The organism is Anaeromassilibacillus sp. An200 (assembly GCF_002160025.1).
Classification (GTDB): domain Bacteria; phylum Bacillota; class Clostridia; order Oscillospirales; family Acutalibacteraceae; genus Caccousia; species Caccousia stercoris.
The window spans coordinates 87,002-112,873 of record NZ_NFJU01000006.1; the positions used below are offsets into that span (position 1 = coordinate 87,002).

The 25,872-nt window shown below is 57.7% G+C and carries 24 protein-coding genes and 1 other annotated feature; of the genes, 15 read left to right on the forward strand and 9 right to left on the reverse strand.

Annotated features, from left to right (window positions below; translation table 11 throughout):
• Window positions 1-138: 138 nt before the first annotated feature.
• Together B5F35_RS04690 and B5F35_RS04700 are read right to left on the reverse strand one after the other, a co-directional pair.
• Window positions 139-714, reverse strand: a complete 576-nt coding sequence (locus tag B5F35_RS04690) for a hypothetical protein (RefSeq protein WP_162611329.1) — start codon at window positions 712-714, stop codon at window positions 139-141.
• Window positions 715-856: 142 nt separating this feature from the next.
• A complete protein-coding gene (locus tag B5F35_RS04700; protein ID WP_242969400.1) occupies window positions 857-1,393 on the reverse strand; it encodes a transcription repressor NadR in 537 nt (178 codons plus the stop codon).
• Between the two features lie 183 nt (window positions 1,394-1,576).
• Here B5F35_RS04700 and B5F35_RS04705 point away from each other — a divergent pair, with 183 nt between their 5' ends.
• The 15 genes from B5F35_RS04705 to B5F35_RS04775 all read left to right on the forward strand — a co-directional run bounded on the left by B5F35_RS04705 (window position 1,577) and on the right by B5F35_RS04775 (window position 18,073).
• Complete coding sequence (locus tag B5F35_RS04705; protein ID WP_087238558.1) at window positions 1,577-2,026, forward strand: hypothetical protein; 450 nt, start codon at window positions 1,577-1,579, stop codon at window positions 2,024-2,026.
• 90 nt (window positions 2,027-2,116) lie between these two features.
• A complete protein-coding gene (locus B5F35_RS04710; RefSeq protein WP_162611330.1) occupies window positions 2,117-2,461 on the forward strand; it encodes a phenylpyruvate tautomerase MIF-related protein in 345 nt (114 codons plus the stop codon).
• A 67-nt stretch (window positions 2,462-2,528) separates the two neighbouring features.
• Window positions 2,529-2,781: a binding site (T-box leader), on the forward strand.
• Between the two features lie 63 nt (window positions 2,782-2,844).
• Complete coding sequence (leuA, locus tag B5F35_RS04715; RefSeq protein ID WP_164488511.1) at window positions 2,845-4,548, forward strand: 2-isopropylmalate synthase; 1,704 nt, start codon at window positions 2,845-2,847, stop codon at window positions 4,546-4,548.
• A gap of 15 nt (window positions 4,549-4,563) precedes the next feature.
• Complete coding sequence (gene leuB, locus B5F35_RS04720; protein ID WP_087238562.1) at window positions 4,564-5,637, forward strand: 3-isopropylmalate dehydrogenase; 1,074 nt, start codon at window positions 4,564-4,566, stop codon at window positions 5,635-5,637.
• A gap of 97 nt (window positions 5,638-5,734) precedes the next feature.
• Entirely contained in the window at window positions 5,735-6,454 is a 720-nt protein-coding gene (locus B5F35_RS04725) for an AzlC family ABC transporter permease (RefSeq protein ID WP_087238563.1), read from the forward strand.
• Window positions 6,455-6,784, forward strand: a complete 330-nt coding sequence (locus B5F35_RS04730; RefSeq protein ID WP_087238565.1) for a branched-chain amino acid transport AzlD family protein — start codon at window positions 6,455-6,457, stop codon at window positions 6,782-6,784.
• A 93-nt stretch (window positions 6,785-6,877) separates the two neighbouring features.
• Window positions 6,878-7,567 carry a DNA alkylation repair protein gene (locus B5F35_RS04735; RefSeq protein ID WP_442856425.1) on the forward strand — a complete coding sequence of 230 codons (690 nt, stop codon included), beginning with the start codon at window positions 6,878-6,880 and terminating at the stop codon, window positions 7,565-7,567.
• 99 nt (window positions 7,568-7,666) lie between these two features.
• Window positions 7,667-9,469 carry an oligoendopeptidase F gene (gene pepF, locus B5F35_RS04740; protein WP_087238569.1) on the forward strand — a complete coding sequence of 601 codons (1,803 nt, stop codon included), beginning with the start codon at window positions 7,667-7,669 and terminating at the stop codon, window positions 9,467-9,469.
• A gap of 288 nt (window positions 9,470-9,757) precedes the next feature.
• Window positions 9,758-11,674 (forward strand): ABC transporter substrate-binding protein, encoded by a 1,917-nt coding sequence (locus B5F35_RS04745; protein ID WP_087238571.1) that lies wholly within the window; start codon window positions 9,758-9,760, stop codon window positions 11,672-11,674.
• 94 nt (window positions 11,675-11,768) lie between these two features.
• Window positions 11,769-12,761, forward strand: coding sequence for an ABC transporter permease (locus tag B5F35_RS04750; RefSeq protein ID WP_087238573.1), 993 nt, complete (start codon window positions 11,769-11,771; stop codon window positions 12,759-12,761).
• Window positions 12,762-12,773: 12 nt separating this feature from the next.
• A complete protein-coding gene (locus B5F35_RS04755; RefSeq protein ID WP_242969402.1) occupies window positions 12,774-14,588 on the forward strand; it encodes an ABC transporter permease subunit in 1,815 nt (604 codons plus the stop codon).
• An 8-nt stretch (window positions 14,589-14,596) separates the two neighbouring features.
• Window positions 14,597-15,592 carry an ABC transporter ATP-binding protein gene (locus B5F35_RS04760; RefSeq protein ID WP_087238575.1) on the forward strand — a complete coding sequence of 332 codons (996 nt, stop codon included), beginning with the start codon at window positions 14,597-14,599 and terminating at the stop codon, window positions 15,590-15,592.
• On the forward strand, window positions 15,582-16,595 hold the full coding sequence (locus B5F35_RS04765; protein WP_087238644.1) for an ABC transporter ATP-binding protein: 1,014 nt from the start codon (window positions 15,582-15,584) through the stop codon (window positions 16,593-16,595). Before B5F35_RS04760 ends, B5F35_RS04765 begins: the two co-directional genes overlap by 11 nt.
• Window positions 16,596-16,601: 6 nt before the next feature.
• Window positions 16,602-16,808 carry a hypothetical protein gene (locus tag B5F35_RS04770; protein ID WP_087238577.1) on the forward strand — a complete coding sequence of 69 codons (207 nt, stop codon included), beginning with the start codon at window positions 16,602-16,604 and terminating at the stop codon, window positions 16,806-16,808.
• Window positions 16,809-16,966: 158 nt separating this feature from the next.
• Complete coding sequence (locus tag B5F35_RS04775; RefSeq protein WP_087238579.1) at window positions 16,967-18,073, forward strand: linear amide C-N hydrolase; 1,107 nt, start codon at window positions 16,967-16,969, stop codon at window positions 18,071-18,073.
• A 76-nt stretch (window positions 18,074-18,149) separates the two neighbouring features.
• Here B5F35_RS04775 and feoB read toward each other — a convergent pair whose 3' ends face one another.
• The 7 genes from feoB to B5F35_RS04810 form a co-directional block, all read right to left on the reverse strand.
• The gene (feoB, locus tag B5F35_RS04780; RefSeq protein ID WP_087238581.1) at window positions 18,150-20,267 is read right to left on the reverse strand and encodes a ferrous iron transport protein B; all 2,118 of its coding nucleotides are present in this window, start codon (window positions 20,265-20,267) and stop codon (window positions 18,150-18,152) included.
• Window positions 20,227-20,508: a FeoA family protein gene (locus B5F35_RS04785; protein ID WP_087238583.1), complete on the reverse strand. Its 282-nt coding sequence runs from the start codon at window positions 20,506-20,508 to the stop codon at window positions 20,227-20,229. The genes feoB and B5F35_RS04785 overlap by 41 nt, the downstream gene beginning before the upstream one ends.
• 195 nt (window positions 20,509-20,703) lie before the next feature.
• Window positions 20,704-21,522 (reverse strand): alpha/beta hydrolase, encoded by an 819-nt coding sequence (locus B5F35_RS04790; RefSeq protein ID WP_087238584.1) that lies wholly within the window; start codon window positions 21,520-21,522, stop codon window positions 20,704-20,706.
• Between the two features lie 13 nt (window positions 21,523-21,535).
• The gene (locus B5F35_RS04795; RefSeq protein WP_087238586.1) at window positions 21,536-21,829 is read right to left on the reverse strand and encodes a Dabb family protein; all 294 of its coding nucleotides are present in this window, start codon (window positions 21,827-21,829) and stop codon (window positions 21,536-21,538) included.
• A gap of 21 nt (window positions 21,830-21,850) precedes the next feature.
• On the reverse strand, window positions 21,851-23,137 hold the full coding sequence (gene dinB, locus B5F35_RS04800) for a DNA polymerase IV (RefSeq protein ID WP_242969403.1): 1,287 nt from the start codon (window positions 23,135-23,137) through the stop codon (window positions 21,851-21,853).
• Window positions 23,085-23,546 (reverse strand): GNAT family N-acetyltransferase, encoded by a 462-nt coding sequence (locus tag B5F35_RS04805; protein ID WP_162611331.1) that lies wholly within the window; start codon window positions 23,544-23,546, stop codon window positions 23,085-23,087. Before B5F35_RS04805 ends, dinB begins: the two co-directional genes overlap by 53 nt.
• 189 nt (window positions 23,547-23,735) lie before the next feature.
• Window positions 23,736-25,862 carry a methyl-accepting chemotaxis protein gene (locus B5F35_RS04810; protein WP_087238592.1) on the reverse strand — a complete coding sequence of 709 codons (2,127 nt, stop codon included), beginning with the start codon at window positions 25,860-25,862 and terminating at the stop codon, window positions 23,736-23,738.
• Window positions 25,863-25,872 lie beyond the last annotated feature (10 nt).

Here is a 25,872-nt window from a genome sequence, read left to right on the forward strand (position 1 = left end):
TTCGCGGCAGGCATCCGCCATGCCGGATCGGAAACAGGGCTATTCCCTTTCTTTGGATTTGTTTTCTTTATAGCACAGTTTTTGCCGTTTGTAAAGACAAAAAAGGGGACAGCTTTTTGAACTGCCCCCGAATTGTGATTATGACGCTGTCCATGTGCGCATCTTGGCACTCACCGGAATGTGAAGCATCGGGCACAGCGGCTTCCACACAGCCACCGCGATGCCGAAATCCACCATGCTGTGCACCACGGTGCCAAGCCCGACAAGCAGCAGAACCGAAACAACGTAGCCGCTCTCATACCAGCTTTCCGAGCCGTTTCCGGTAAAATAGAACGCCGTGACAACGACGGATTCGCACGCGCCGTGCAGGATGGCGAGCAGCAGGCCATAGGGTGTGGCAGTGCGCATGGATTGCAGGATAGAGCCGGATTTTTTGAGCAGGAACGCGCCCACCAGCACAAAGACAAGATGGGAGGCTGCGCGCAGCGCCACGACAAGCGGCATCGACAGGGCAAAGCCAATGCTTGTCACCACCGTAACCATGATGGCGGACGCGGGCGAAATAAACATGGCGATGAAGATCGGCACATGGCTGGCCAAAGTAAACGACATCGGCGGGATCCAGATCTTCGGCATAAACATCGGGATGATGATTCCAAGCGCGCACAAAAGCGCCGAAATGCACATCGAAACAACGGCGTCCTTCTTTTTCATGGCTGGCTCCTCCTCATGAATATGACAGTGTGTTATCAGGTGTCTTGACACCTATCATACTCATGAAAAGAACCTGTGTCAATGGCAAGGTTTCACGGACTTTTTTCCTCTTTCGGCCAAAAAATCGGAAGATTTGGCGGGGTTATTCGTCGCCGGGTGCAATGAGAATCCCCTTTTCCCGCAGGACGGCGCAGATGCGGGCAAAGCAGCCGTCGTCCGGGCAGGAAAGGGTGTGCAGATGGATGCCGCCCGTGAGCGCGGAGAGGGGAGAAGCCTCCTGCTCGGAGAGCCTGCGCAGGAATTCGTCCGCGTCGTAGCGGGAAAAAATGTGCAGCTTGCCGCTGAGCTGGCCGTAGAGAGCGTGCTCCACCACCACATCCAGCAGGGCCCCGCCGTTGTCAACGACGGCATAGAGCTCTTCTCCAAGGCGGTCGCGTCCATGGCGGCACGCAATCGTGAAGGTTTTCCCGCGTCCCTCGCTGCGTGTGAGCACATAGCCGCGCGGCGTGGCCGCGATGGGGGCATTGAGCGCCCGGAGCATCGCCACATCGCCCACCACCGCCTGACGGCTCACATGAAACTGTTTTGCCAGCGCGGAAGCGCTCACCGGGCCTTCCGCCCGCTCCAGCTCGCAAAGAATCGCCTCGCGCCGCTCTTTCGCCGTCATTGTCTCTGCCATTTTTGTTCTTCCTTTCTCCGCCGGGATCCTCGGATCTTATTCTGTTTTTTATTATACCAGACCCAACCCACAGATTGTGACAAAAAGAAAAATTTTCCTTGCCGCGCCGCTTTCCGCTTGCTATAATAAAAAAACGTGCCCTAATGGTAATCCAAAATCAGCAAATATCCAGGAGGAAGAAATATGGCAAAAATTCGGGACGTCTATACGAGTGATGCTTACTATCCGTTTCTCTGCTATTGCGAGAGCTGCGGGTATGAGGAAATGCACGATCTGGTGCGCTGCCCCTTTTCCAGGCTGAAGGAGGAGCCGGATATCACCCCGGCGCTGGTCAGCCGGATCCGGGTGACGTATCTGGCATATCTGAAGGCGCACCCGGAGGAGTTCCTGCTGGAGAAAAAGAAGGCTGTGGCGGCGGCTGCCCGCGCTCCGAAAACGGGATTGGAGGAGGCCGAGGAAAAGCTGCGCACATTCTTCCAGGAGAACGCGGATCGCCTGATCCATGTCTCGGAGGCCGTCAAGGCGATCGCGCCGCAGAAGCTGCGCCGCGCGGATGTGGCCGCAATCCTCGACAAGGCCGACTGGTGCCGCCTCGTCGATAATTCCACATATTTCTACTGTGGGGAGCGCTGAAGGCGCTCTCTTTTTCTTTTCGGTGACAAACGACGCGGGCGGTGTTATACTGAAAGAAATTCTTATTTTGAAACGGAAAGGATGCTGACCATGCCCTGTATTCAATGGAAAACGAATTTCGCTATCACCCCCACGCAGGAGGAATCCCTGCGCTCCGCTCTCGGGGAGGCAATCGCGCTGCTTCCCGGCAAGAGCAAAAGCTGGCTGATGCTGACCTTTGAGCCGGAAACCCGCATGGCTTTCCGCGGCGAGGCGAATGAACCGATGGCTTTCATTGCCGTGGATCTGTACGGCGGCGCGCCCGACTCCGCCTGCGATCAGCTGACCGCCCGCCTGTGCTCGATGGCGCAGTCTGTGCTGGGGATCCAGCCCGACCATGTCTATGTGCGCTATCTTGCGACGAATCAATGGGGCTGGAACGGCTCGAATTTCTGAGCGCATTCCTCTTGACAATCCGCACCGCGCGGCGCTATAATATTTTCCAATACAATTTCACAGCCACAAAAAGGCGATGAAGGGAAAAAGACGCTTTTGAAAACCGCAAGAGAGCCGGCGGGCGGTGTGAGCCGGTGGTTTTATCAGCGTGTATAACTCATCCCGGAGCTGCCGGTCTGACGCGCTCTCTGCGGCGTGTAGGGCCGGACGCAGAGGCAGCGTTACAGGCCAAGGCCTTCGGGGAGTTCCTGAGAGGTCTGAGGGCGCGCCCAGCGCGCTGAATTTGGGTGGTACCGCGGATGGAATCATTCGCCCCGAGCTTTCATCACGAGAGTTCGGGGCTTTTTTGTTCCCGTCTCTCAGCGAGACAGGAGGTATTTGCGATGTTGAACAAAGGCTGTAAAAAGTACATTCCGTTTTCTCCCGTGTCCCTGCCGGACCGCACCTGGCCCGACAAGGTGATCACAAAAGCGCCGATTTGGTGCAGCGTCGACCTGCGCGACGGCAACCAGGCGCTGATCGATCCGATGAACCTCGAGGAGAAGCTGCTGTTTTTCAAAACGCTGGTCGAGATTGGCTTCAAAGAGATTGAGATCGGTTTCCCCTCCGCCTCGGAGACGGAATATGAGATCTGCCGCGCGCTGATCGAGCGGAACCTGATCCCGGACGATGTGACCATCCAGGTGCTCGTGCAGTGCCGCCCGCACCTCATTCAGAAAACCTTTGAAGCGATCGACGGCGCGAAAAATGTCATCGTCCATTTCTATAACTCCACCTCGACACTTCAGCGCAAGGTCGTGTTCAAGACCGATATGCAGGGCGTCATCGACATCGCGGTGGAGGGCGCGAAGCTGGTCCGTGAGCTGACGGAGAAGGAGATCGCCCGCACCGGCGCAAACATCCGCTATGAGTATTCCCCCGAAAGCTTCTCCGGCACGGAGATCGACAACGCCGTTTTGATCTGTGAGAAGGTGCTGGAGACGCTCGGCGCGACGCCGGAAAACAAGGTGATTCTGAACCTGCCGAACACCGTGGAGATGTCCACGCCGAACCACCACGCGGATCAGATCGAATATTTCTGCCGCAACCTCAAGCACCGCGACTGCGCCATCATCAGCCTGCACCCGCACAACGATCGCGGCACCGGCACCGCCGCTACCGAGCTCGGCATTCTCGCGGGCGCGGAGCGCGTGGAGGGTACGCTGTTCGGCAACGGCGAGCGCACCGGCAACGCCGATATCATGAACGTCGCCATGAATATGTTCTCGCAGGGCGTGGATCCCGGTCTTGACTTCTCCGATCTGCGCCGCATCCGTGAAATCTATGAGAAATGCACCCGCATGACCGTTCCGCCGCGCTATCCGTACGCGGGCGATCTGGTGTTCACGGCTTTCTCCGGTTCGCACCAGGACGCGATCAGCAAGGGCGTGAAGTATATGCAGGACAGCGACAGCCCGTACTGGGAGGTGCCGTACCTGCCGATCGACCCGGCGGACGTGGGCCGCAAGTACGAGCCGATCATCCGCATCAACAGCCAGTCCGGCAAGGGCGGCGCGGCGTTTGTGATGCAGCAGTCGTTTGGCTACGAGCTGCCCAAGGCCATGCACCCGGAATTCGGCGCAATGGTCAAGCACGCCTGCGACGAGGCCGGGCGCGAGCTCAAGCCGCAGGAGATCTTCGACATCTTCCGCCGCGAGTATCTCGAAATCAAGTATCCCTACAACCTCAAGCAGTATAAGCTGTATGAGGAAAACGAGGCCGAGAGCGACAACACCGTCGTGCACTTTGAGGGCAACCTGCGTTTCCGCCACGAGGATCACCAGATCAGCGGACGCGGCAACGGCCCGATCGACGCGTTCTTCAACGCCCTGCGCACGATCGGCATCACCGATTACCAGTTCGTTTCCTACAGCGAGCACGCCGTGGGAGCGGGCGCGGACTCGAAGGCTCTGTCTTACATCCAGCTTCGTGACAAGGACGGAAAGACCGTGTTCGGCGCGGGCATGGACGGCAACATCAGCCTTGCTTCCATCAAGGGTATTATCTGTGCGATCAACCGCGCGTCCGGCGAACAGAAAAAGCAGTAACGGGAGGACGTCAGCATGAGAGAATATAACATCGCTGTCTTGAAGGGAGACGGCATCGGCCCGGAGATCGTAAACGAAGCGATCCGCGTTCTTGACAAGGCCGGAGAGAAATTCGGCTTCCATATGAACTACACCTATGCCCTGCTGGGCGGCTGCGCCATCGACGAGACGGGCGTGCCGCTGCCGCAGGAGACGATCGACGCATGCAAGGCGGCGGACTCCACGCTGCTCGGCGCGGTCGGCGGCCCGAAGTGGGATAACGTCCCCGGCGATCGCCGCCCGGAGAAGGGCCTGCTCGGCATCCGCGGAGCGCTCGGCCTGTTCGCGAACCTGCGCCCGGCCGTCATCTTCCCGCAGCTGCGCAGCGCTTCCCCGCTGCGCCCGGAGATCATCGGCGAGGGCCTGGATATCCTGGTGGTGCGCGAGCTGACCGGCGGCATCTATTTCGGCGAGCGTGGCCGCCGCACGGTCGACGGGGCCGAAGCCGCCTACGACACGGAACAGTATTCCGTGCCGGAGATTGAGCGCATCGCCCGCGTGGCCTTTGAGATGGCAAGAAAGAGAAAGAGCCGCGTGTGCAGCGTCGACAAGGCGAATGTGCTGGAAAGCTCCCGCCTGTGGCGCGCCACCGTCACCCGCATCCGTGACGAGGAGTTCCCGGATGTGGAGCTTTCCCATATGTATGTGGACAACTGCGCCATGCAGCTGGTGCGCAATCCCGGCCAGTTTGACGTGATTGTGACCTCCAACATCTTCGGCGACATTCTCTCCGACGAGGCCTCCATGATCAGCGGCAGCATCGGCATGCTTGCGAGCGCCAGCCTGAGCGGCGGCAAGTCCGGCCTGTATGAGCCGATCCACGGCTCTGCCCCGGATATCGCGGGCACCGGCAAGGCGAACCCGCTCGCCACGATCCTCTCCGCCGCGATGATGCTGCGCTATTCGCTCGGGGAAGCCGAGGCCGCGGACGCGATCGAAGCCGCCGTTTCCCGCGCGCTCGAAAAGGGCCGCACCGCCGATATCTGTACCGAGGGCATGAAGCTGGTCTCCTGCGCGGAGATGGGCGCGCTCGTCTGCGAGTCGCTCTAAGCGCCAAATCCGTTCGAAGCAGACGCAGAAACGCTTCTCAAACTATATCAGCAAGCCCGGGGGCCGCAAGGGGCCGCCGGGCTCGCTTTGTCGGGGAATGAAAATCATGTCGGAACAACTCACCTTTCGCAAGGGTCTGAAAGACGGCCTGCCGATCTGTCTCGGCTACATCAGCGTTTCCTTCGCCTTCGGCATGATGGCGACGCAGGGCGGCCTGCCCGTGTGGGTGGCGCTGCTCATCTCGATGACGAACCTCACCTCCGCCGGGCAGGTGGCCGGGACGGCGCTGATCCTCTCCGGCGGCTTGTATGTGGAGATAGCCGTCACCACCTTTGTCATCAACATCCGCTATATGCTCATGTCGCTCTCGCTTTCCCAGAAGGTGGACGAGGCCATGACCACCTTGCAGCGCTGGGTGCTCTCCTTCGGCGTGACGGATGAAATCTTCGCCGTCGCCATGCAGCAGAAGGGATCGATCAATGCCCGCTATTTTTCGGGCCTGATCCTCACGCCGTATTTCGGCTGGGCGCTGGGCACCTTCCTCGGTGCGGCCGCCACGGGAATTCTGCCGGAATCGCTGCGCAGCGCGCTGGGGATCGCGATTTACGGGATGTTCCTCGCGATCATTATCCCGCCGTCGCGCACGTCAAAGCCGATCCGCCGTGTGGTGATTTTCGCGGGAGTGCTCTCGTGCCTGTTCACCTGGACGCCCGGCCTGAACCGCCTTTCGAGCGGCTGGGTGATCATCGTCTGCGCCGTCGCGGCCTCCGCGCTCGCGGCGCTGCGCTACCCCGTGGCAAAGGAGGCGCAGACATAAATGAACTATGCTTATGTTTTGACTGGTGTGCTGATTATGGCGCTCGTCACCTATGTGGTGCGCATGCTGCCGCTCGCCGTGTTCCGCAAAAAGATCACGAACCAGTTTATCCAGTCCTTTCTCGCTTATGTCCCGTATGCCGTGCTGTCCGCGATGACCTTCCCGGCGATCCTGTCGTCCACCTCCAGCGGGTGGAGCGCCGCTGCCGGGCTTTTGGTCGCGATTGTACTTGCGTATAAGGACAAGGGCCTGCTGATCGTTGCCCTCGGTGCGACGGCTGCCGTTTTTGTGGTGGAGCAGGGGATGGCGCTCGCGGGGCTTCCGCTCTGATCCGGGCTTTTGCGCAAAAGCCCGGAGAGGGGTGGTTTTTTCGCGCGGAGCGTGTATAATAGAGAACGGAACGTCCATACAAGGGAGGGAACCATGATGGAGCCGGTACAGGAGATCCGGGACAGGCTGTTTGCGCTTCAGGATCCGGAATACCGTCTGTTCCAATCCAGGCTGATGCCTACCGTGGATCCGGCGTGCGTGATTGGCGTGCGTACCCCCGATCTGCGCAAACTCAGCCGGGAACTGGCGGGGACGGAACAGGCCGCCGCTTTTGTGCGGCAGCTTCCGCATGACTACTATGAGGAAAACAACCTGCACGGTTTGCTGATCGCTTCCCTGCGGGATTACGGCGAGACAGTGGCCGCGCTTGAATCCTTCCTTCCCCATGTCGACAACTGGGCGACGTGCGATCTGCTGCATCCGCGCGCGTTTGACAAGTGCCCGGAAGCTTTGCCGGATCAGCTGTTCCGCTGGCTGCAAAGCGATGGGACGTACACGGTTCGCTTTGCGATGGGGATGCTCATGAGCCTGTATCTTGACGAAGCGTTCCGGCCCAGGTACGCGGACTGGGTCGCCGGGGTGAAAAGCGAAGAATATTATGTCAACATGATGGCGGCGTGGTATTTTGCCACTGCCCTTGCCAAGCGATGGGACGATGTGTTCCCGTATCTTACGGATCACCGCCTTCCCGTGTGGACGCACAACAAAGCCATCCAGAAGGCGATTGAAAGCCGCCGCATTTCCCCGGAGCAGAAACAAATTCTGCGTTCCCTGAAACGCTGATTCTTTTCCCGGCTTTTTTCCTTCCCGGCCCGGCGCGAAAACCGGCGGGATGTCGGAAAGGAGCCTCAGATTTTATTTTAACGCAAAGGAGAGAATACCATGCAGAACACCATTCCTGCCCGCAGTGAAGCGGATCCGCGCTTTACCTGGGCAACAACCGATCTTTTTGAGAGCGACGAGGCGTGGCGCGCCGAACTGACCCGCGTGCGCGGAATGCTCGACGAGCTCAAAAGCTATGAGGGCCGCCTGTGCGAGAGCGCCGCGACTCTTCTCGGCTATCTGCGCCTGTACGACGACCTGATGCGCGACGGCGATCGCCTGATTTCCTATGCCTTCCGCAAGTCCGACGAGGACACGCGCAACGCCGTGTATCAGGAGCTGAGCGCCCAGTCGCGCAACCTCCTGGTCGATCTCGATAAGGCCAGCGCGTTCAGCACGCCGGAGCTGCTCGCCGTCAGCGACGAGCGCTTTGAGAACTTCTTCCGTGAGGAGGAGGGCCTGGAGCATTACCGTCTGGCCCTGACCCGTGTGCGCCGCAAGAAAGACCACACGCTTTCCGCCGAGTGCGAGGCCCTTCTGGCCGCCGCCGGACAGCTCAGCCAGGCTCCGGACGAGATCTTCTCCATGCTCAACGACGCCGATATGACCTACCCGGACGCGGTGGACAGCGAAGGAAAGAAGCATCCTGTCACGCACGGCACATTTATTCCCCTGATGATGTCGCCTGACCGCACGCTGCGCGAGTCCACGTTCCGCTCCCTCTACGGCGTGTACGGCCAGTACCGCAACACCTCCGCAGCGGTGCTGACCTCCCAGATGCAGCAGCTCCAGTTCTTCGCGAACGCCCGCCGTTATCCCTCCGCGCTGCATGCCGCGCTCGATCACACCGAGGTGCCGGTGGAGATTTACCACAACCTAATCCAGGCCGTTCACGACAATTTCCCGGCCATGCACCGCTATGTGCGCCTGCGCAAAAAGCTGCTCGGCGTGGACAAGCTGCACTATTATGACCTGTACACCCCCATCGTTGCCGATGAGGACATGAAGGTGACGTTTGAGGAGGGCAAGGAGCTGGCCCGCAAGGCGCTGGCCCCGATGGGCGAGAATTACCTGAAAATCCTCAACGAGGGCTTTGACAACCGCTGGCTTGACGTCTACGAGAACAAGGGCAAGCGTTCCGGCGCGTACTCCGCCGGTGTGTACGGCGTGCATCCCTTTGTCCTGCTCAACTACACCGATACGCTCGACGACGTGTTTACCCTGGTGCATGAGATGGGCCACGCCCTGCACTCCTATCTCTCCAACCACACCCAGAGTGTGACGTATGCGGGCTATGTGATCTTCGTCGCGGAGGTGGCTTCCACCTGCAACGAGGCGCTGCTGATGCAGTATCTGCTGGGCCAGACGAAGGAGCCGCGCCGCCGTGCGTACCTCATCAACCACTTCCTGGAGCAGTTCCGCACAACGCTCTACCGCCAGACGATGTTCGCGGAGTTTGAGCTGTGGTGCAGCGAGCAGATCCGCAAGGGAGAGGCTCTCACCGCTGAGGCGCTGTGCGCAAAATACGCCGATCTCAACCGCCAGTATTACGGCGAGGATATCGAGCCCGATCCGGAGATCGCTCTCGAGTGGGCACGCATCCCGCATTTTTATTATAATTTCTATGTTTACCAGTATGCCACGGGCTTTGCTTCCGCTATCGCGCTCTCCCAGCGCATTCTGCGCGAGGGCAAGCCTGCCGTGGACGACTATATCCGTTTCCTCTCCGGCGGCTGCTCCACCGATCCGGTGTCGCTTCTGCGCGGGGCCGGGGTGGACATTTCCACGCCCGCGCCGATCAGCAGCGCGCTCAAAATGTTTGATCAGTTGATCGGAGAAATGGAAGAACTTACCGCGGAATAATTCAGTAAAAACGCCTAAAATAAGGGCAGAGAAGCCCGGGAAGCTCGCGCTTTCCCGGGCTTTTTTTCATTCTCTGTTAATATTTTTGACATTACTGTATTGATCTTTGCGACCGTTTTTGATAAAATAACGTAGATATTACGTTAGCAGGTTACATTTCTAACACTTTGTCGGGAGCGGCAAGGGAAAGAAAAAGCCTGTGAGCGCATTCATTCCGGTGATTCTGCATAGCGGGGTTTCCCGCTTTTTGTATGCTTGATCCGGGAAAGAGGAAAGGAAGAATATAGCATGAAACTGAAGAAACTGCTGTCCCTGCTGCTCGCGGGCGCTATGGCGTTCTCGGTGGCAGCCTGCTCGCAGGATCAGAGTGTGACGAACAACCCTGATGCCAGCTCCGCGGCTGCGTCTGACGCAGCGTCCTCCGGAACGGACGCTTCCGACGAAAGCGCCCGTCCCACGGAACCTTCCGGCCAGCTGGTCATCGGTACCACCACCGACCTGGAAAGCGACTTCTATGACGCGAGCTTCAACAACACGGCCACCAACTACAAACTCTACAACCTGCTGCACGGCTACGGCACGGTCGTGTCCGACATCGACGGTGCTTTCGTGTACGATCCGACCGTCGTGAAGAGCCACGAGGAAGTGGAGAATGAGGACGGCACCAAGACCTATACCGTTACGATCAATGACGGCCTCGTGTGGAGCGACGGCACGCCGATCACCGCGAAGGACTATGTGTTCCAGCTCCTGCTCGAGAGCAGCCCGGAGATGAACCAGGTCGACGGCTATCCGAGCCAGGCCGGCTATTCCCTCGTGGGTTATGACGCTTACTTTGCCGGTGAGACGGAGAACTTTGCAGGCGTTCACCTCGTGGACGACATGACCTACTCCGTCACCGTGAAGGCAGAGGAGCTGCCCTATCACTATGACATTACCTATGCTTCCGCCGCGCCGCGTCCGATGCATGTCATCGCTCCCGACTGCGATGTTGTGGATTCCGCTGAGGGCGCTTCCATCAGCGGCGAGTTCACCGCGGATCTGCTGCTCAAGACGATCAACGATCCCGATACCGGCTATCGTTACAATCCGTCCGTTGTCTGCGGCCCCTACATGTTTGAGTCCTACGACACGGCCAGCCGTCAGGGCACCATCGTGGTGAACCCGAACTATGCCGGCGATTACCGCGGTGTGAAGCCTGTGATCGAGAAGATCATCATCAAGACTGTTAAGAACGACACCATGATCAACGAGCTGGCTTCCGGTTCCGTCGACCTGCTGTTCCAGTGCAGCGGCGCGGACACCATCAACGGCGGCCTGGATCTGGTGGATCAGGGCAAGGCCGAGAAGAACACCTTCTTCCGTAACGGCTACGGCAAGATTCAGTTCGATTGCAGCCAGTTCCCGACCGATTCTCAGAATGTCCGTCAGGCGATTGCCTACTGCCTGGATCGCGGCGAGTTTGCCCGTCAGTATTCCGGCGGCTACGCTTCCGTCGTGCACAGCTACTATGGCCTGGCTCAGTGGGAGTATCAGGAGTCCAAGACATGGATCGACGAGAACCTCGAGACCTATGAGAAGAACATCGACAAGGCCAAGGAGCTCCTCGATGCTGATGGCTGGAACAAGAACGCCGACGGCAGCGACTACTCCGGCACCGGCACCCGTTATAAGGAAGTTGACGGCGAGCTCAAGCCGCTGGTCATCGAGTGGGCCAACACCGACGGCAACCCGGTTTCCGAGCTGCTCGCCACCATGCTGCCCGAGGCCATGACCGAGGCCGGCATGGAGCTGAAGGCCACCACCATGGACTTCCCGACGCTGTCTGCCTGCATCAGCCATTCCGGCGACAAGATTTACAATATGTATAACCTGGCCACCGGCTTCGCTCTGGCCAGCTCTCCCTGGTACTACTATTCCACCGATCCGGTGTGGATGCAGGGCGGCTACAACAGCAACTGGATTGCCGACAAGGATCTGGAGGCTGCCGCGTATGCCCTCAAGCCGATCGCTTATGACGATGATGAGGCCTGGCTGCCTGCCTGGCAGAATTTCATCAAGGTCTGGAATGAAAAGCTGCCGGACGTCCCCCTGTATTCCGACGAATATTATGATTTCTACTCGACGAGACTGAAGGGATGGAGCTCCTCCTCCGTTTGGGAGTGGTCCAGAGCTGTCCTTGATGCCTGGGTGGTAGAGGAATAAACAGTATCCGGCGGAACCTCGCGACTGCGGGTTCCGCCGTCTTTTTTTCCGAAAGCCGGCACATTGCCGCAAATCTGAAACGGGGGAAAGGTGAATGGGAAAAGGAAGATATCTGCTCAAGCGATTCATCTATATCGTTTTTGTATTCTTTATCATATCGATCCTGATGTTCGCAATTTATAAGTCCATGCCCGGAGATGCGGTGGAGATTATGCTGGGCAGCAGCAAAACCACCATGAAGCCGGATGCTTATGCAGCGCTGTATGAACAGACCAGGCAGCGCTTGGGACTGGACCAGCCGCTGCCAATCCAGTATTTTGCCTGGATGGGCAACATGCTCACCGGCAATTTCGGCTATTCCACACAGTATAAAAAGGAAGTCATCCAGATCATCAGCGCGCCGATGATGAACACCGTCATGCTCAACATCTGCGCGATGATCGTGGTGTTCCTGATCTCGATTCCGCTCGGTATCATCACAGCCGTGCGCAAAAACGGTGTGTTTGATAAGGTGATCCAGGTGCTGACCATTGTGGGCTACAGTATCCCGGGCTTTATCATCGCGCTGCTTTCGATTTTCCTGTTTGCGGTGAAGTTCCCCATCTTCCCGATCAGCGGCCTGCGAACAGCCGGTATGGACGCGGGGGGGCTCGCGGGGCTTGGGGATCAGCTCTGGCATATGGTGCTGCCTGTTATGGTCATGTCGGTGTCCGGTATCGGCGGCATCACGCGCTATGTCCGCGCTTCCATGATTGATGTGCTTCGGATGGACTACATCAGGACGGCGCGCGCCAAGGGCCTGCGGGAAAAGACGGTCATTTATGTCCATGCGTTCCGCAACGCTTTGATTCCGGTTGTGACCATCACAACCTGGTGGATCATCGGCCTGTTCGGCGGATCGATTGTTATTGAGTCCGTGTTCCTGATTCCCGGTCTCGGCAAGATGCTGATCGACGCTCTGATGCAGCGCGATTTCTCCGTCGTGCTGACGATGCAGATGTTCTACGTTATCCTGTCGCTTGCCGGAAACGTACTCATGGATATTGCCTATACACTGGTGGACCCCCGTGTCCGCCTGGAAAATTAAGGGGGGAGACGTATGCCGAAAAAAGAGAAAAGAGCTCCGCGCCGCTCCACGGCTTCCAAGGCCGCGCAGCGCATGGTGATAGGCGGCCTTCCTCAGGAGGAAGAGGAGGTTCTCCAGAGCCCCCTTCAGATGGTCTTACACTCCTTCCTGCATGACAAGATTGCGATGACAGGCCTGACCCTGTTCGTTGTGATTTTTCTGTGCTGTGTGATTTTTCCTTTCTTCTACCCGATTGATCTCTATTATCAGGACGTAACGCAGGCGAACGTCGCTCCCGGCTTCAGCATGCTCAGCGTCCCTTCCAAGCTTTCCAGCAATGCTCAGCAGCTTTCTGTCGGCAGCACGTTCTCCGTCGGTCTTGACAGGGACGGAAACGTGTACGAGTGGGGCACCTTCCCCACGGACAAGCTCAAAAATATTCCCAGCACAAGCGAAACCGGAAAGCTTACGATGATCTCCGCCGGCCTTGACCATGTGGTCGCTGCCAACGAGGACGGCCAGATCTTCACCTGGGGCAACGACCGTATGGGTCTGGCCTCCATCCCGATGGAGCTGCGCACCGGCGGCAACAACATCAAGCAGATTCTCGCGGGCTACCAGATCTCCCTCGCACTCACAGAGGAGGGCGAGATGTATAACTGGGGCAGCGATTATCTGCTGAACATTACCTATCCCGAGGGCGTCCAGGGAAACATTGACAAGTTCGCAGCGAGCACGAACATTGTTATGGTTCTGACGAAGGACGGAGAGGTAGTTCCGCTGACCAGCAAGACCTCCGCTTATACGAATGTCCCCGAAGAGATGCAGGGGAAGGCTGTGGACATTGCCCTGACGGACGAAAGTGCCGCTGCTGTGACCGAAGACGGCCAGGTGTATGTGTGGGGCAACAACATTAAGGGAACCTTGAATGTCCCGGAGGAAATCCAGGGACAGGTGGCTTCCATTGCGGGCGGCCGTTATCATTTCACCGCGATCCTCAAGGATGGCACGGTAATGAGCTGGGGCGACAATACCCACGGCCAGTCCAGTGCCCCGGCTGCCGGCGAAGCGATTTCTGAGGTGGACGCGGGCTACTATGCCAACTATGCCATCACCGAGAGCGGCAAGGTGGTTGCCTGGGGCCTCAAGGGCTATCTCATGGGTACTGACGCCTTTGGACGCGACGTGTTCCGCCGTCTCCTGGTCGGCGGCCGCATGACGATGACCGTCGGCGCCATTGCCGTTATCATCTCCAGTATCATTGGTATTACCATCGGCGGTATTTCCGGCTATAAGGGCGGCAAGGTGGACAACCTGCTCATGCGTCTGGCGGAAATTGTCTCCTCCATCCCGTTCCTGCCCTTCTGTATCATCCTTTCCTCGATCCTGGGCAACAGTATCAGTGAGACGCAGCGTATTATCCTAATCATGTGTATTCTGGGTCTGCTGTCCTGGCCGGGCATTGCCCGTCTGGTGCGCGGCAGCGTTCTGGCAGAGCGTGAGCAGGAGTTCGTCACGGCGGCCCGCGCTCTGGGCGTGAAGGAGTTCGGCATCATTTTCCGCCACATCCTTCCCAACATCATCACGGTTATCATCGTCAACGCGACGCTTGATTTCGCCACCTGCATGCTTACCGAGTCCTCCCTGTCCTTCATCGGCTTCGGCGTCAACGAGCCGAACGCAACCTGGGGCAACATGCTGACCGGTGCGCAGAATGGACAGGTCATTGAAAACTACTGGTGGCGCTGGGTGTTCCCGGCCTCCGTGCTCGGCATCTGCACCATCAGCATCAACTGCATCGGCGACGGCCTGCGTGACGCCATCGATCCGAAGTCGAAAGAGAGGTGAGCCGCGCCATGAGTTTGCTTGAAGTCAAAAACCTGCACACCTATTTCAATACCAAAAAGGGTATCGTCAAGGCGGTCAACGATGTGACGTACAGCCTGGAAGAGGGAAAGACCCTCGGCATCGTGGGCGAGTCCGGCTCCGGCAAGAGCGTTTCCGCCATGAGCATCATCAAGCTGCTCGATGGCAACGGCTATATCGAGAGCGGCGAGATCACCTTCAATGGCCGGGATATTCTCAAGGCTACCAGCAAGGATATGTATCATATCCGCGGCAATGAGATTTCCGTCATTTTCCAGGAGCCGATGACCTCCCTGAACCCCGTGTTCACCGTGGAGCGCCAGATCGGCGAGGTTTTGCAAATCCACCAGAAGCTCAGCAAAAAACAAGCGCGCGCCAAGGTGGCGAGCCTGCTTTCCGACGTAAAGATCCCGAATCCGGAGCGTGTGGCGAAGCAATATCCCTTCCAGCTTTCCGGCGGTATGCGGCAGCGCGTCATGATCGCCATGGCGCTTGCCTGCCGTCCGAAGCTTCTGATTGCGGACGAGCCGACCACGGCTCTCGATGTGACGATCCAGGCGCAGATCCTCAAGCTGATGAATGAGCTCAAGCAGCAGACCGGCACCTCGATCCTCTTCATCACCCATGACCTCGGTGTTATCCATGAGATGGCGGATGAGGTGGCTGTGATGTATTGCGGACAGATTGTGGAGAAGGCCGACGCCAAGACGATCTTCCACAACGGCGTGTATTCCCACCCGTACACCGAGGGCCTGATGATTTCGATCCCGCGCCTGAACACACCGAAGGGCCAGCGCCTGGAAGCAATTCCCGGCGCGGTGCCGAACCCGCTGTATCTGCCGCAGGGCTGCAAATTTGCCCCGCGCTGCAAATATTGCACGCAGAAGTGCAAAGAGGCCGAGCCTCCTCTGCAGGAGGTTGCGCCCAATCATCTCGTCCGGTGTTTCTATGCGGAGAAGGCGGTGAGGAATGAACATGCAAAATGAGAATCGCGAAGTCCTGTTGGAGGTGCGCGACCTCAAGCAGTACTTTCCCGTAAAAAAGACGAAGCTTCGTGAAAAGCAGCGCTATGTCCGCGCGAACGACGGCATCACGATTGACATTTACGAGGGTGAGACGCTCGGCCTGGTGGGTGAGTCCGGCTGCGGCAAGTCGACCTTCGGACGCACGCTGCTCCAGCTGTATCCTCAGACGCACGGCGAGGTGCTCTATCATAAGGACGGCCAGACGATCGATCTCAAGGCACAGTCCAAGGAGGAGATCCGCGTCCTGCGCAAGGATTTGCAGCTGATTTTCCAGGATCCCTATTCCTCTCTGAACCCCCGTATGACGGTGGGCCAGATCATCGGCGAGGGCCTGACCTCCCATGGGATCTACAAGCGCGGCGATCCGGCCATGCGCGACTATATCTTCAAGGTGATGGAGGACTGCGGCCTGGCGACTTACATGTTCGGCCGTTATCCCCACCAGTTTTCCGGCGGCCAGCGTCAGAGAATCGGCATTGCCCGCAGCCTGGCGCTCAAGCCTCGCTTTGTGGTCTGCGACGAGGCGGTGTCGGCGCTTGACGTGTCCATCCAGTCGCAGATTCTGAACCTGCTCTCCGATCTGAAGGAGAAGCAGAAGCTGACCTACCTGTTCATCACGCACGATCTGAGCGTGGTGAAGTATATCAGCGACCGTATCGGCGTAATGTACCTGGGCAACATGGTGGAGCTTGCTCCGACAGAGGAGCTCTTTAACAACACCATGCATCCGTACACGGAAGCGCTGCTCTCTGCCATTCCCGTGGTGGACGAGGAGGACAAGCGGGAGCGCATTCTGCTGGAAGGCGATATTCCCAGCCCTGTCAGCCCGCCGTCCGGCTGTAAATTCCACACTCGCTGCCGCTACTGCCAGCAGAAGTGCAAGGACGAGGTGCCGGAGTGGATCGATGTCGGCAACAATCACTATGTTGCCTGCCATTTCCCGCTTCACGGAAAGAAAGGATAAGCATCCATGTTTTTCGGAAAGAAGATCAAGCGCATCATTGATGTGGAAAAGGCGGAAAAACGGTTTGCGGAGGATCGGGAAAAGCTTCCGCTTGAAAAAAAGGATCGTCCCGCGATGATTCTGGCGGCTCTGATTGTTTTTATCCCGGCGCTTCTTCTTGTCATTGCGGTTTTTCTGCTGGTGCTTTATCTCTTCTTTTTCCGCTTCTTCTAGGATGAAACGGGTATTTTCCATTTAAGAGAATTGCTGACCCCTGTGCGGTTTATGCCGCACAGGGGCTTTTTTCACAGAAAAGTATTTATTTCTTTTTGTGTTTGGGATACTATAAAAGTAACTCAAATTTATGCGGTGACGCAGGGAGGAGTTTCACCATGAAGCTGCAAACAATGGACAGCGCGCGAGAGACCCTGGCCGCCCAAGCAGGGTGCAGCGCACTGAGTTGGGAATCGGAGGACGGGAAGCATCTGTGGGGCCGCAATATGGACTTTAACCGTCTGGCGGAAGGGACACAGATTACCTTTGTACCGCGCGGAACGCCGTATTATACCTGCGGCTGTGAGATGGAGCACAGCGCAAGGCCGGAGACCAAGCATGATGCCCGCTATGCCGCCATCGGAACGGGCCTTCTGTTCCCGCCCGCCGTTCCTGTCCTTTACGAGGGCGTAAACGAGAAAGGCCTGATGGGCGGACAGCTTTATTTCCGCGGTTTCGCACATTACGAAGCTGAACCCCGTCCCGGCACGCTGCCCCTTCAGCCGCCGTTTCTGGTGTCCCATTGTCTGGCCCAGTGCGCGAGCGTCGAAGAGGTGGTCAAGCTGGTGCAGGAGGAGAGCACACTGGTTTCCGTCCCGCTATTAGGGGCGGTGCCGCCGCTGCATTGGTCGTTCAGCGATCGGACGGGGGAGACCATCGTGATTGAATCGGACGCGGATGGTCTGCATCTCTACCGTAACACCATCGGTGTGATGACGAACAGCCCCGGCTATTCCTGGCACCGCACCAACCTGCTGGCCTATGCGGGCCTGCGGGATCTGGATTATGATACGGTGGAGTACGCGGGCGACCGGCAGGAGCAGTGCTTCTCCGGCAGCGGCGCGCAGGGTCTGCCGGGCGACTGGAGCTCTCCTTCCCGCTTTGTGCGCCTTGCTTTCCTTCGGAAACACGCCGTCCAGGCAAAGAGCGAGGAGGAAGCCGTCACCCGGATGCTGCACCTGTTCGAGAGCGCCGCTTTCCCGCTCGGCGCGGTGCGCGTCAGCGAGCCGGGGGAGCCGACCGCCCTTGACGCGGACATTCTTCCCTTTGACTATACCATCTACACCGCGATCTATTGCGCCGAATCGCTCTGCGTTTATTGGACCACCTACGAAAATCAGCGCGTTCAGTGCGCGGATCTCCATCATCTGCTCCATCGAACGGAGCCGGTGCAATTTGATTTTGCACGCCGTCCCGATTTTCTGTTCCGGACACAGGCAGAATAAGGGAAAGGCAAAACAGCACGCCGCGATCCAGGTGATGGATTGCGGCGTGCTGTTTTGCAGAGAAAAGCCTACTTGCTTACACCGGAATCAACGCGATCAAAGCGCAGAGGGCCGCGCCGCAGAGAGTGGGAACGAGGAAGGAGGCGGCGGTCCATTTCAAGCTTTTTGTTTCGCGGTAAATGGTGGCGAGCGTAGTAGCGCACGGCCAGTGGAGCAGGGAAAACACCACCATACAGACAGCGGTGCGCCAGGTCCAGCCGTTGGCGAGCAGAAGCGTTTGCAGCTGCGGCAGGGAAAGTTCCGTCAGGCTCCCTCCCGCCATGTAGGTCATGATGAGAATTGGCACAACAATCTCATTGGCCGGGATTCCCAGAAGGAAGGCCAGAAGAATGGCTCCATCCAGCCCAAGAACCCTCCCGATCGGATCCAGAGCCTGTGCACAGTGGGCCAGCAGGCTCATGCCGCCCGCGTCCACGTTGGCGAGAATCCACAGCAGCAGGCCTGCCGGAGCTGCCACGGCGGCGGCACGGGCCAGCACAAAGAGCGTCCGATCCAAGACGGAGCGCACCAGAATCTGTCCAATCTGCGGGCGGCGGTAGGGGGGAAGCTCCAGCGTGAAAGAGGAGGGAACGCCGCGCAGAATGGTGGCAGAGAGCAGGCGTGACACAAGAAAGGTCATCAGGATGCCGAGCAGGATGATCCCTGTAAGCAGGAGCGCGGGGACAAGCCCTCCGGCGCTTCCGGCGGCAAAGAAGATGGTCAGAATGGTGATCAGTGTGGGGAATTTCCCGTTGCACGGCACAAAGCTGTTGGTCACGGTGGCGATCAGGCGTTCGCGCGGGGAGTCAATGATCCGGCAGCCCACAACGCCCGCCGCGTTGCATCCGAAGCCCATGCACATGGTGAGCGCCTGTTTGCCGCAGGCATGAGCCTTCTGAAAGGCGTGGTCCAGGTTGAAGGCGACGCGCGGCAGATACCCGAAATCCTCTAAAATAGTGAAAAGCGGGAAGAAAATAGCCATCGGCGGCAGCATGACGGAAACGACCCAGCACAGTACACGGAACATGCCGTGCACGACAGCTCCCGTCAGCCAGTCCGGAGCGCCGCAGGTTTCAAACAGGCGGGCCAGCCCATCCTCCGCGGCTGTACCGAGGGAGGAAAGCAGCTCGGAGGGAACGTTGGCTCCTGTGATGGTGATCCAGAAAATGAGGGCAAGCAAAAGAAGCATCACAGGGATTCCCGTCCAGCGGCTTGTGAAAAGCCGATCCAGCTTGCGATCACGGGCGAAACCGCCTCCCGGCGGCGCGGTAACGGCGCTTTGTGCAATCTGTTCCGCCCGTGCAATCAGGCGTGAGGCGATGAGATCCTGAAGCAGGGAGGGGGAAACTCCCTCGCTTGTCAGTTGGTCACGGCATTCCGCGGCTACCGCGCGTATGGTTTCCCATTGGGGAAGGGCGGCGCAGTAGTTGTAAAAGGCAGTGTTCCAGCTTTCCTCCGGCTCCAGCAGACGCAGGCTCAGCCAGCGTGCGGAGGGGCCGGGAGAGGGAAGATCACAGAGAAGGGGGAGCAGACGGGATGCCGCACGCTCAATGGAAGGGCTGTAGGTGACAGTGGGAGGGGTGGGGGCTTCTTCGCGTGAAACGCGGCTCACAGCCCGCATCAGGGATTTCAGGCCGCGTCGTGTGCGCGCGCTGGCCGCCGTGACAGGGACGCCGAGAGCTTCCTGGAGACGGTGCAGGTCAACACGGATCCCTTTGCGCTCCGCTTCATCCATCAGGTTGACGCATACGGCGGTACGCGGCAGGATTTCGATCGCCTGCAAGACAAGGTTCAGGTTTCGTTCCAGACAGGTGGCGTCACAGACGATGATAGCGGCATCCGCCCCGCCAAAACACAGGAAATCGCGGGCGGCCTCCTCCTCGGCGGAATTTGCGAAAAGGGAATATGTCCCCGGAATATCCACCAGAGTATATGGCTTCCCTTCAAAACAGCAGCTTCCCTGTGCGGTGGAAACGGTTTTGCCGGGCCAGTTCCCGGTGTGCTGGCGCAGTCCTGTCAGCGCGTTGACCACGGTGCTTTTTCCGACGTTTGGGTTACCGCCCACAGCGATGACGCGCATGGCAGGGTCGGTGCGATCGATGTGCAGACCGGCGTCAAGCGCGGCTGTTCCTGTGGATTGCATCGTCAGCCCCATGGGCTTTCACCCCTTTCATCAGAATCGTGGAAGCGTCCTGACGGCGCAGGGCGATGACAGCACCGCGGATGAGGTAGGCAGTCGGATCTCCGCAGGGGCTTTTTTGCAGGCAGACGACGCGCGCGCCGTCCGTCAGGCCGAGATCCCGCAGCCGCCTTCGGATGGATCCGGCGGCGCAGAGCGTCCCGACAAGGGCTTCCTGGCCTTCCTCCAGGGAGGACAGGGGAACAGGTTGGTTCATGGCGAAAACTCCTTCCGAAAAGCGGGACAAGCAGCCCCGCGTTGTTGTTCAGTGGGTCTACCCTATAATAAGCGGAAGGGTATGTTTTTGCCCCTGCGGAACAGAAAGCACAGGATCAAAACAACGCCGCTGCATGAAAGCAGCGGCGTTGCCATGAAGTTTTCGGTCAAGCCTTTTTCAAGCGGGCTTGCTCTTTTATTCATCCAGCTCAAAGAAGGAAAGCGCCTCCTGGATAGCCAGATCCCAGAAAGACCACTCATGACAGTAACCTTCCCGCTCAAACCAGTGGGCTTTCAATCCAATTTCCTCCGCATGTGCGCGGAAAACGCGGAACTGTTCGTAAAACAGATCGTCCTCCGTACCGCAGGCGAACATCAGGCGCGGCAGCGTTCCCGCAGGAGCCAGGCGATCGAGAATCTCCCATACATTTTCGTTGGAAGCCCGGTAAGCCTCGAGACCGCCCGCATTCCGGATGGTAGCCGCCAGACGGGGCTCCTCGCTGTTGAGCAGAGGGCAGGGATGGCCGGGACGGATGGCGGAAAAATCCAGCGGAGCGGCGGAAAGAACAGCGGCCGCGGCAAAGCGGTCCGGGTGATTGACAGCGTATTTGATGGCGCCTCTCCCGCCCATGCTCAGCCCGGCAATAAAGTTGTCCTCCCGCCGATCGGAAACGGGGAACCAGCCGTAGATGAGCGGCATCAGCTCCTCCGTGAGAAAATCATACATTTGGAAGCCCATCATAAAGCCGTTCCAGTTGGAGTAATTGGAATTCAGCGCAGAGGGCATCACGACCACAAGATCCTTTTCACAGGCGTATCGTTCAATGTTGGTTCTGCGGATCCAGTCCGTCGCGTCATTGAAGGTGCCGTGCAGCAGCCAGAGCACCTTGTAGCGCTTGCCGCTCTGATAAAACTGAGCCGGGCTGATATCCTCCCGCTTGTCCGGCAGGATTACGGTAATTTGCTCGTTTCCTCTGAGATATTCGCTTTGAAAGTGATAGAATAAAACAGACATCGCCGCTTCTCCTTCACAGCTCATAGTCCACAGCCGCACGGCCGCAGACATTCTGATGGACAATCTCTTTGATAGCCAGATGAGCCGGATGAGACTGATAGGCCTTTTCCGCTTCACGGGTGGTAAATTCACACAGCAGCACGAGATCGAATTCCCCGCCGTTATAGTTCTGGCCGACCTCAATCGCGGTCAGTCCGTCCACCACGCCCAGCAGAGCATGAAAGCGGGCGGAGAGGTCGGCGTACAGCGCCTCCTGATGTGCTTTTCCCGCCTCGTTCAGTTTCCAGCATACAATGTGTTTGACCATTTTAATTACCTCCTGTTATATTTACTCATTTTTTTGATTTCCGTATTTTCCAATTCCCAGATCGTTGTGCAGGACAGAACCGATGGAGAGCGAATCCCGTCCAAATTTGTCCCGGATCTGGTTGAGCGCGGCTTCCAAATGCTCCTGTTTTTCGCGTTTGGCAGCCGACCCCGTTTCAAACAGGCTGAGCTGCTCGCCGGTTGCATCCTCCGGCACAATGCCGGAGCCGGTTACCGTCAGCATCCGGATGGGGGCGCGTTCGTTCCAGGACGCGCGGATTAAATCCAGAGCGGCTGCCCGGATGTCGGCGGCAAGAAAGGTGGGGAGAGGAAGGCGCTTTTGCCGCGTGATGGTGTGAAAGTTCGGGCTGCGGATTGTCACCTGCACTGTAGTGCATTTGATATGGTGGCGGCGCATCCGTGCGGCGGTGGAGTCCGCGAGTACCGAGACAGCCAGGGAGATATCCTCTGCTCCGGCAAGATCCCGGCGGAAGGTCATCCCGTTTCCGACGGATTTGACCTCGCGTGCTTCTCCAAAGTGCCGTACAGGGGCTTCGTCAAGCCCGTTTGCCATATCCCAGAGCTCCCCGCCGTTTTTGCCGAACAGGGATACCAGCCGTTCCCGTCTGGCATTTGCCAGATCCCCGATGGTGTGGATCCCGGTCTGCCGCAGCTTTTGAGCGGCGCTTTCCCCCACAAACAGAAAACGCTCTACAGGCAGGGGATACAGCAGGGACTGCCAGGTTTCGCGTGACAGAACTGTGGTGGCATTGGGCTTTTTGTAGTCGCTTCCCAGCTTGGCAAAGGTTTTGTTGAACGATACGCCTACGGAGATGGTCAGGCCTGTCTCCTCTTCCACCACACGGCGCAGCTCGTCCGCAATCTCCGGTCCGGAGCCAAACAGAAGGCCGCTTCCCGTGACGTCCAGCCAGCTTTCGTCAATGCTGAACGGCTCCACCTGATCGGTGTACCGCAGGTAGATTTCATTCACCAGACGGGAATAGCGTACATATTCCTCGCGGTGGGGAGGGGCGAGCACAAGCCCCGGACATTTCCGTCTGGCCTGCCAGATGGTTTCCGCTGTCTGAACCCCATACCGTTTGGCGGCTTCATTTTTGGCCAGTACAACCCCGTGACGGCTGTTGGGATCTCCACACACCGCCATGGGAACATCGCGGTATTCCGGATGCAGCAGACATTCCACGGAAGCATAAAAAGCATTGCAGTCGCAGTGCAGAATGATCCGATCTGCCATGTCAGAATCGATACTGCATCCGGCACAGAGAGGGCTCAAAGCCGTTTCGCTCATAGAGATGGGCTGCCGTTTTGTTTTCCGGAAGCACATTCAGCTCCAGATGATCCAGCTTTCGCTCACGTGCCCAGTCTTTCGCGGCGTCGATCAGGCCGGAGCCGATTCCGATTTCACGCAGCTCCGGCTGTACAATCAGATCCATCAGATACGCATAACGGTGCGGGACCAGGCAGTTGTAGGAAGGCGTTTGCTGTTCAAAGAGTACGGCAAATCCCGCAATTTCACCGTCCCGCACAGCGGTCAAAATGGTGCTGCCGGGGCCGTCAATCGTCTTTTTTAAAAAATCCTCTGCCTGATCAGCGGCGCGGAAGTTATAGGGCTGAAGCTGAGCCGATTCAGAGAACAGGCAGCGGTAAAGCGGCAGCAGAGCAGGAATATCTTCATAGACTGCAGGTCTGATTTCCATCAAAGCATCCTCTTCCATCTCAGATTTGGCAGCCTTGCAGATAAGGCTGTGGATGTGCTTATTATACTCCATCCGTTCGCATATTTCTACAGATAAGAATATTTTAAAAATTTGCATGCGGCAAAAAATCCCCGGCTGTCCAAAGGACGGCCGGGGACGTATCAGATGTTCTTTCTGTGCCGGGAAAGATCAATATTTAGAGCCAGGCTCCGCAAAACCACTGAGATCATCTTCCGAAGAGGAACTGATGTCGTAGGAATCCTGCCGGCTTTCTGCGACCTTGAAGTGAGAAAGCTGCTCGCGCATCATACTGGCCTGTCCCGAAAGCTCCTCGCTGGCAGCGGCGCTCTCCTGAGCTGTGGCAGAATTCGTTTGAATTACGCTGGAAATCTGATCCACCCCTCGGGCGATTTCAGAGAGCTTGCCGGCCTGCGCGTGATAGGTGGTTGCAATATCGTTGATCGTTTCCACAATCTGTTTTGTTCCATCCTCCACAAGATGCAGGGATTCCGCGGTAGCCTGTGTGATTTCCTCTCCGTTTTTCACAGCGCGCACGGAGTTCTCAATGAGCTGATTGGTTTCCTTGGCGGCATCGGCACTCTTGCCGGCGAGGTTGCGGACTTCCTCTGCCACAACGGAGAAGCCCTTTCCGACAACTCCGGCACGGGCCGCTTCCACAGCCGCGTTGAGTGCGAGGATGTTGGTCTGGAATGCAATGTCGTCGATCGCCTTGATGATGTTGCGGATGGCGCCGGATTGCGTGCTGATGTCATCCATTGCCTTGCGCATCATCGCCATCTGCTGGTTGCTCTTTTCGACTTCATCCTTGATCTTTTCGAGGAATTTGCCTGCATCGACAGCTTTGTTTGCTTCGTCCGTTGCCTGGCCGGAGAGCTCCTGCACAGCGGAGGACAGCTCCTCCACGGAGGAGGCCTGCTGTGTGGCTCCCTGTGCGAGCGCTTGCGCGCCGCTGGCGATTTGATCCGCGCCGGCGTTGACCTGGTCGGCGGAGAGCGCGATGGTTCCGAGGGTATTTGTCAAGGTTCCCTGAATGTGCAGCAGGGCATCCTTCAGCTTGGCAAAGTCTCCGACATACGCATGCTTGAGGGTAAAGACGAGATTTCCGTTTCCGATTTGCCGCAGAACATCGGACAGTTCATCAATGTAAAGGATATATTCTTTGAGGCGATCCACAATTCGCTCCACATTGAAGCCGACCTTGCCGATCTCGTCGCTGCTGTGGGTATCCACCGCTACATTCAGCTCGCCGTCGGCAAGCTTACCCACCACAACGTCAAGCTTCTTGAGCGGGCGTGTGATGGAAAGAGCGATAAAGGTGCAGATACATGCCAGCAGAATGCCGCAGACGAGAACGCCGATGATCAGAATCCTCAAAATAGCATATATATGGTTATCATATTCCGCCTGAGGCATGATGCCCAAAACGGAATAATCAATCGAGGGAATCCCTCTGGTGCTGCCATAGTAATTGATACCGCTGCGGGTATACAGTGTGGCGCTCATGGTTTCTTTGTTCTGGATAGCCGCAAGGATATTGGATGAATAGTTTGCATCCGCCGCGTTTGTGTTGATCAGAGAGCTGTCCGGATGGTACAGAATCTGTCCGGTGGAATCATACAGGGTGATGTAGCCCGTGTCTCCGATTTTGATGCTGGCAAGCGTCTTTTCCAGATTGCTCATTCCAACGTCCATGCCGACGATGCCGCGGATCTCTCCGTTGACCATGATCGGGGAGGCGAGCGTGACGATCAATCCGTCGCTGGTTGCGCTTTCATAGGCTTCTGTTGCAACAGAGTCTTTTTTCTCCATAACAAGCTTGTACCAGGCCCGGGTGGTGTAGTCCAGCTCGTCCTGCGTGAACAACTGGTTATCGCTTTGCAGAAGATCTCCGGATTGGAAATCGGAAACCCAAATGTAAGAAATGCCCTCCTGATTTTTCTGCTGAACAGCCTGCAGCGTTTCCAACAGATCCGTATACAGCGGGCTGGCTTTGAGACCGCCATCCTGCTGCTGAGTCACAACATCCTGAAGCAGCTGTGTTTCCGCAAGTGCTTCTGTTACGCCGTAATAGTGCGAAAAAAAGCTTTCGACCTCATTGGCGGCCGCTTTTGTTTCGGAATCAAGATCCGCGCTCATAATTTCGTCAACCGTGCTGGCTCCCTGCAGTCCCAGGAAAATTCCCATCACTCCCAGCACGACAAACAGGGGAACCAGGATTCCGAGCAGCAGTTTGGGAAGTATGCCAAACTTTACTCTTCCATTTTGCGGACCATTTGGGCTTTCTTTCTTTTGCATATGCTTTCCC

What these genes read in the sequence shown, in the direction of transcription:
- B5F35_RS04690 (WP_162611329.1), bottom strand. Translation starts at nt 714, where the DNA reads ATGAAAAAGAAGGACGCCGTTGTTTCGATGTGCATTTCGGCGCTTTTG.
- B5F35_RS04700 (WP_242969400.1), bottom strand. Translation starts at nt 1,393, where the DNA reads ATGGCAGAGACAATGACGGCGAAAGAGCGGCGCGAGGCGATTCTTTGC.
- B5F35_RS04705 (WP_087238558.1), top strand. Translation starts at nt 1,577, where the DNA reads ATGGCAAAAATTCGGGACGTCTATACGAGTGATGCTTACTATCCGTTT.
- B5F35_RS04710 (WP_162611330.1), top strand. Translation starts at nt 2,117, where the DNA reads ATGCCCTGTATTCAATGGAAAACGAATTTCGCTATCACCCCCACGCAG.
- leuA (WP_164488511.1), top strand. Translation starts at nt 2,845, where the DNA reads ATGTTGAACAAAGGCTGTAAAAAGTACATTCCGTTTTCTCCCGTGTCC.
- leuB (WP_087238562.1), top strand. Translation starts at nt 4,564, where the DNA reads ATGAGAGAATATAACATCGCTGTCTTGAAGGGAGACGGCATCGGCCCG.
- B5F35_RS04725 (WP_087238563.1), top strand. Translation starts at nt 5,735, where the DNA reads ATGAAAATCATGTCGGAACAACTCACCTTTCGCAAGGGTCTGAAAGAC.
- B5F35_RS04730 (WP_087238565.1), top strand. Translation starts at nt 6,455, where the DNA reads ATGAACTATGCTTATGTTTTGACTGGTGTGCTGATTATGGCGCTCGTC.
- B5F35_RS04735 (WP_442856425.1), top strand. Translation starts at nt 6,878, where the DNA reads ATGATGGAGCCGGTACAGGAGATCCGGGACAGGCTGTTTGCGCTTCAG.
- pepF (WP_087238569.1), top strand. Translation starts at nt 7,667, where the DNA reads ATGCAGAACACCATTCCTGCCCGCAGTGAAGCGGATCCGCGCTTTACC.
- B5F35_RS04745 (WP_087238571.1), top strand. Translation starts at nt 9,758, where the DNA reads ATGAAACTGAAGAAACTGCTGTCCCTGCTGCTCGCGGGCGCTATGGCG.
- B5F35_RS04750 (WP_087238573.1), top strand. Translation starts at nt 11,769, where the DNA reads ATGGGAAAAGGAAGATATCTGCTCAAGCGATTCATCTATATCGTTTTT.
- B5F35_RS04755 (WP_242969402.1), top strand. Translation starts at nt 12,774, where the DNA reads ATGCCGAAAAAAGAGAAAAGAGCTCCGCGCCGCTCCACGGCTTCCAAG.
- B5F35_RS04760 (WP_087238575.1), top strand. Translation starts at nt 14,597, where the DNA reads ATGAGTTTGCTTGAAGTCAAAAACCTGCACACCTATTTCAATACCAAA.
- B5F35_RS04765 (WP_087238644.1), top strand. Translation starts at nt 15,582, where the DNA reads ATGCAAAATGAGAATCGCGAAGTCCTGTTGGAGGTGCGCGACCTCAAG.
- B5F35_RS04770 (WP_087238577.1), top strand. Translation starts at nt 16,602, where the DNA reads ATGTTTTTCGGAAAGAAGATCAAGCGCATCATTGATGTGGAAAAGGCG.
- B5F35_RS04775 (WP_087238579.1), top strand. Translation starts at nt 16,967, where the DNA reads ATGAAGCTGCAAACAATGGACAGCGCGCGAGAGACCCTGGCCGCCCAA.
- feoB (WP_087238581.1), bottom strand. Translation starts at nt 20,267, where the DNA reads ATGGGGCTGACGATGCAATCCACAGGAACAGCCGCGCTTGACGCCGGT.
- B5F35_RS04785 (WP_087238583.1), bottom strand. Translation starts at nt 20,508, where the DNA reads ATGAACCAACCTGTTCCCCTGTCCTCCCTGGAGGAAGGCCAGGAAGCC.
- B5F35_RS04790 (WP_087238584.1), bottom strand. Translation starts at nt 21,522, where the DNA reads ATGTCTGTTTTATTCTATCACTTTCAAAGCGAATATCTCAGAGGAAAC.
- B5F35_RS04795 (WP_087238586.1), bottom strand. Translation starts at nt 21,829, where the DNA reads ATGGTCAAACACATTGTATGCTGGAAACTGAACGAGGCGGGAAAAGCA.
- dinB (WP_242969403.1), bottom strand. Translation starts at nt 23,137, where the DNA reads ATGAGCGAAACGGCTTTGAGCCCTCTCTGTGCCGGATGCAGTATCGAT.
- B5F35_RS04805 (WP_162611331.1), bottom strand. Translation starts at nt 23,546, where the DNA reads ATGGAAATCAGACCTGCAGTCTATGAAGATATTCCTGCTCTGCTGCCG.
- B5F35_RS04810 (WP_087238592.1), bottom strand. Translation starts at nt 25,862, where the DNA reads ATGCAAAAGAAAGAAAGCCCAAATGGTCCGCAAAATGGAAGAGTAAAG.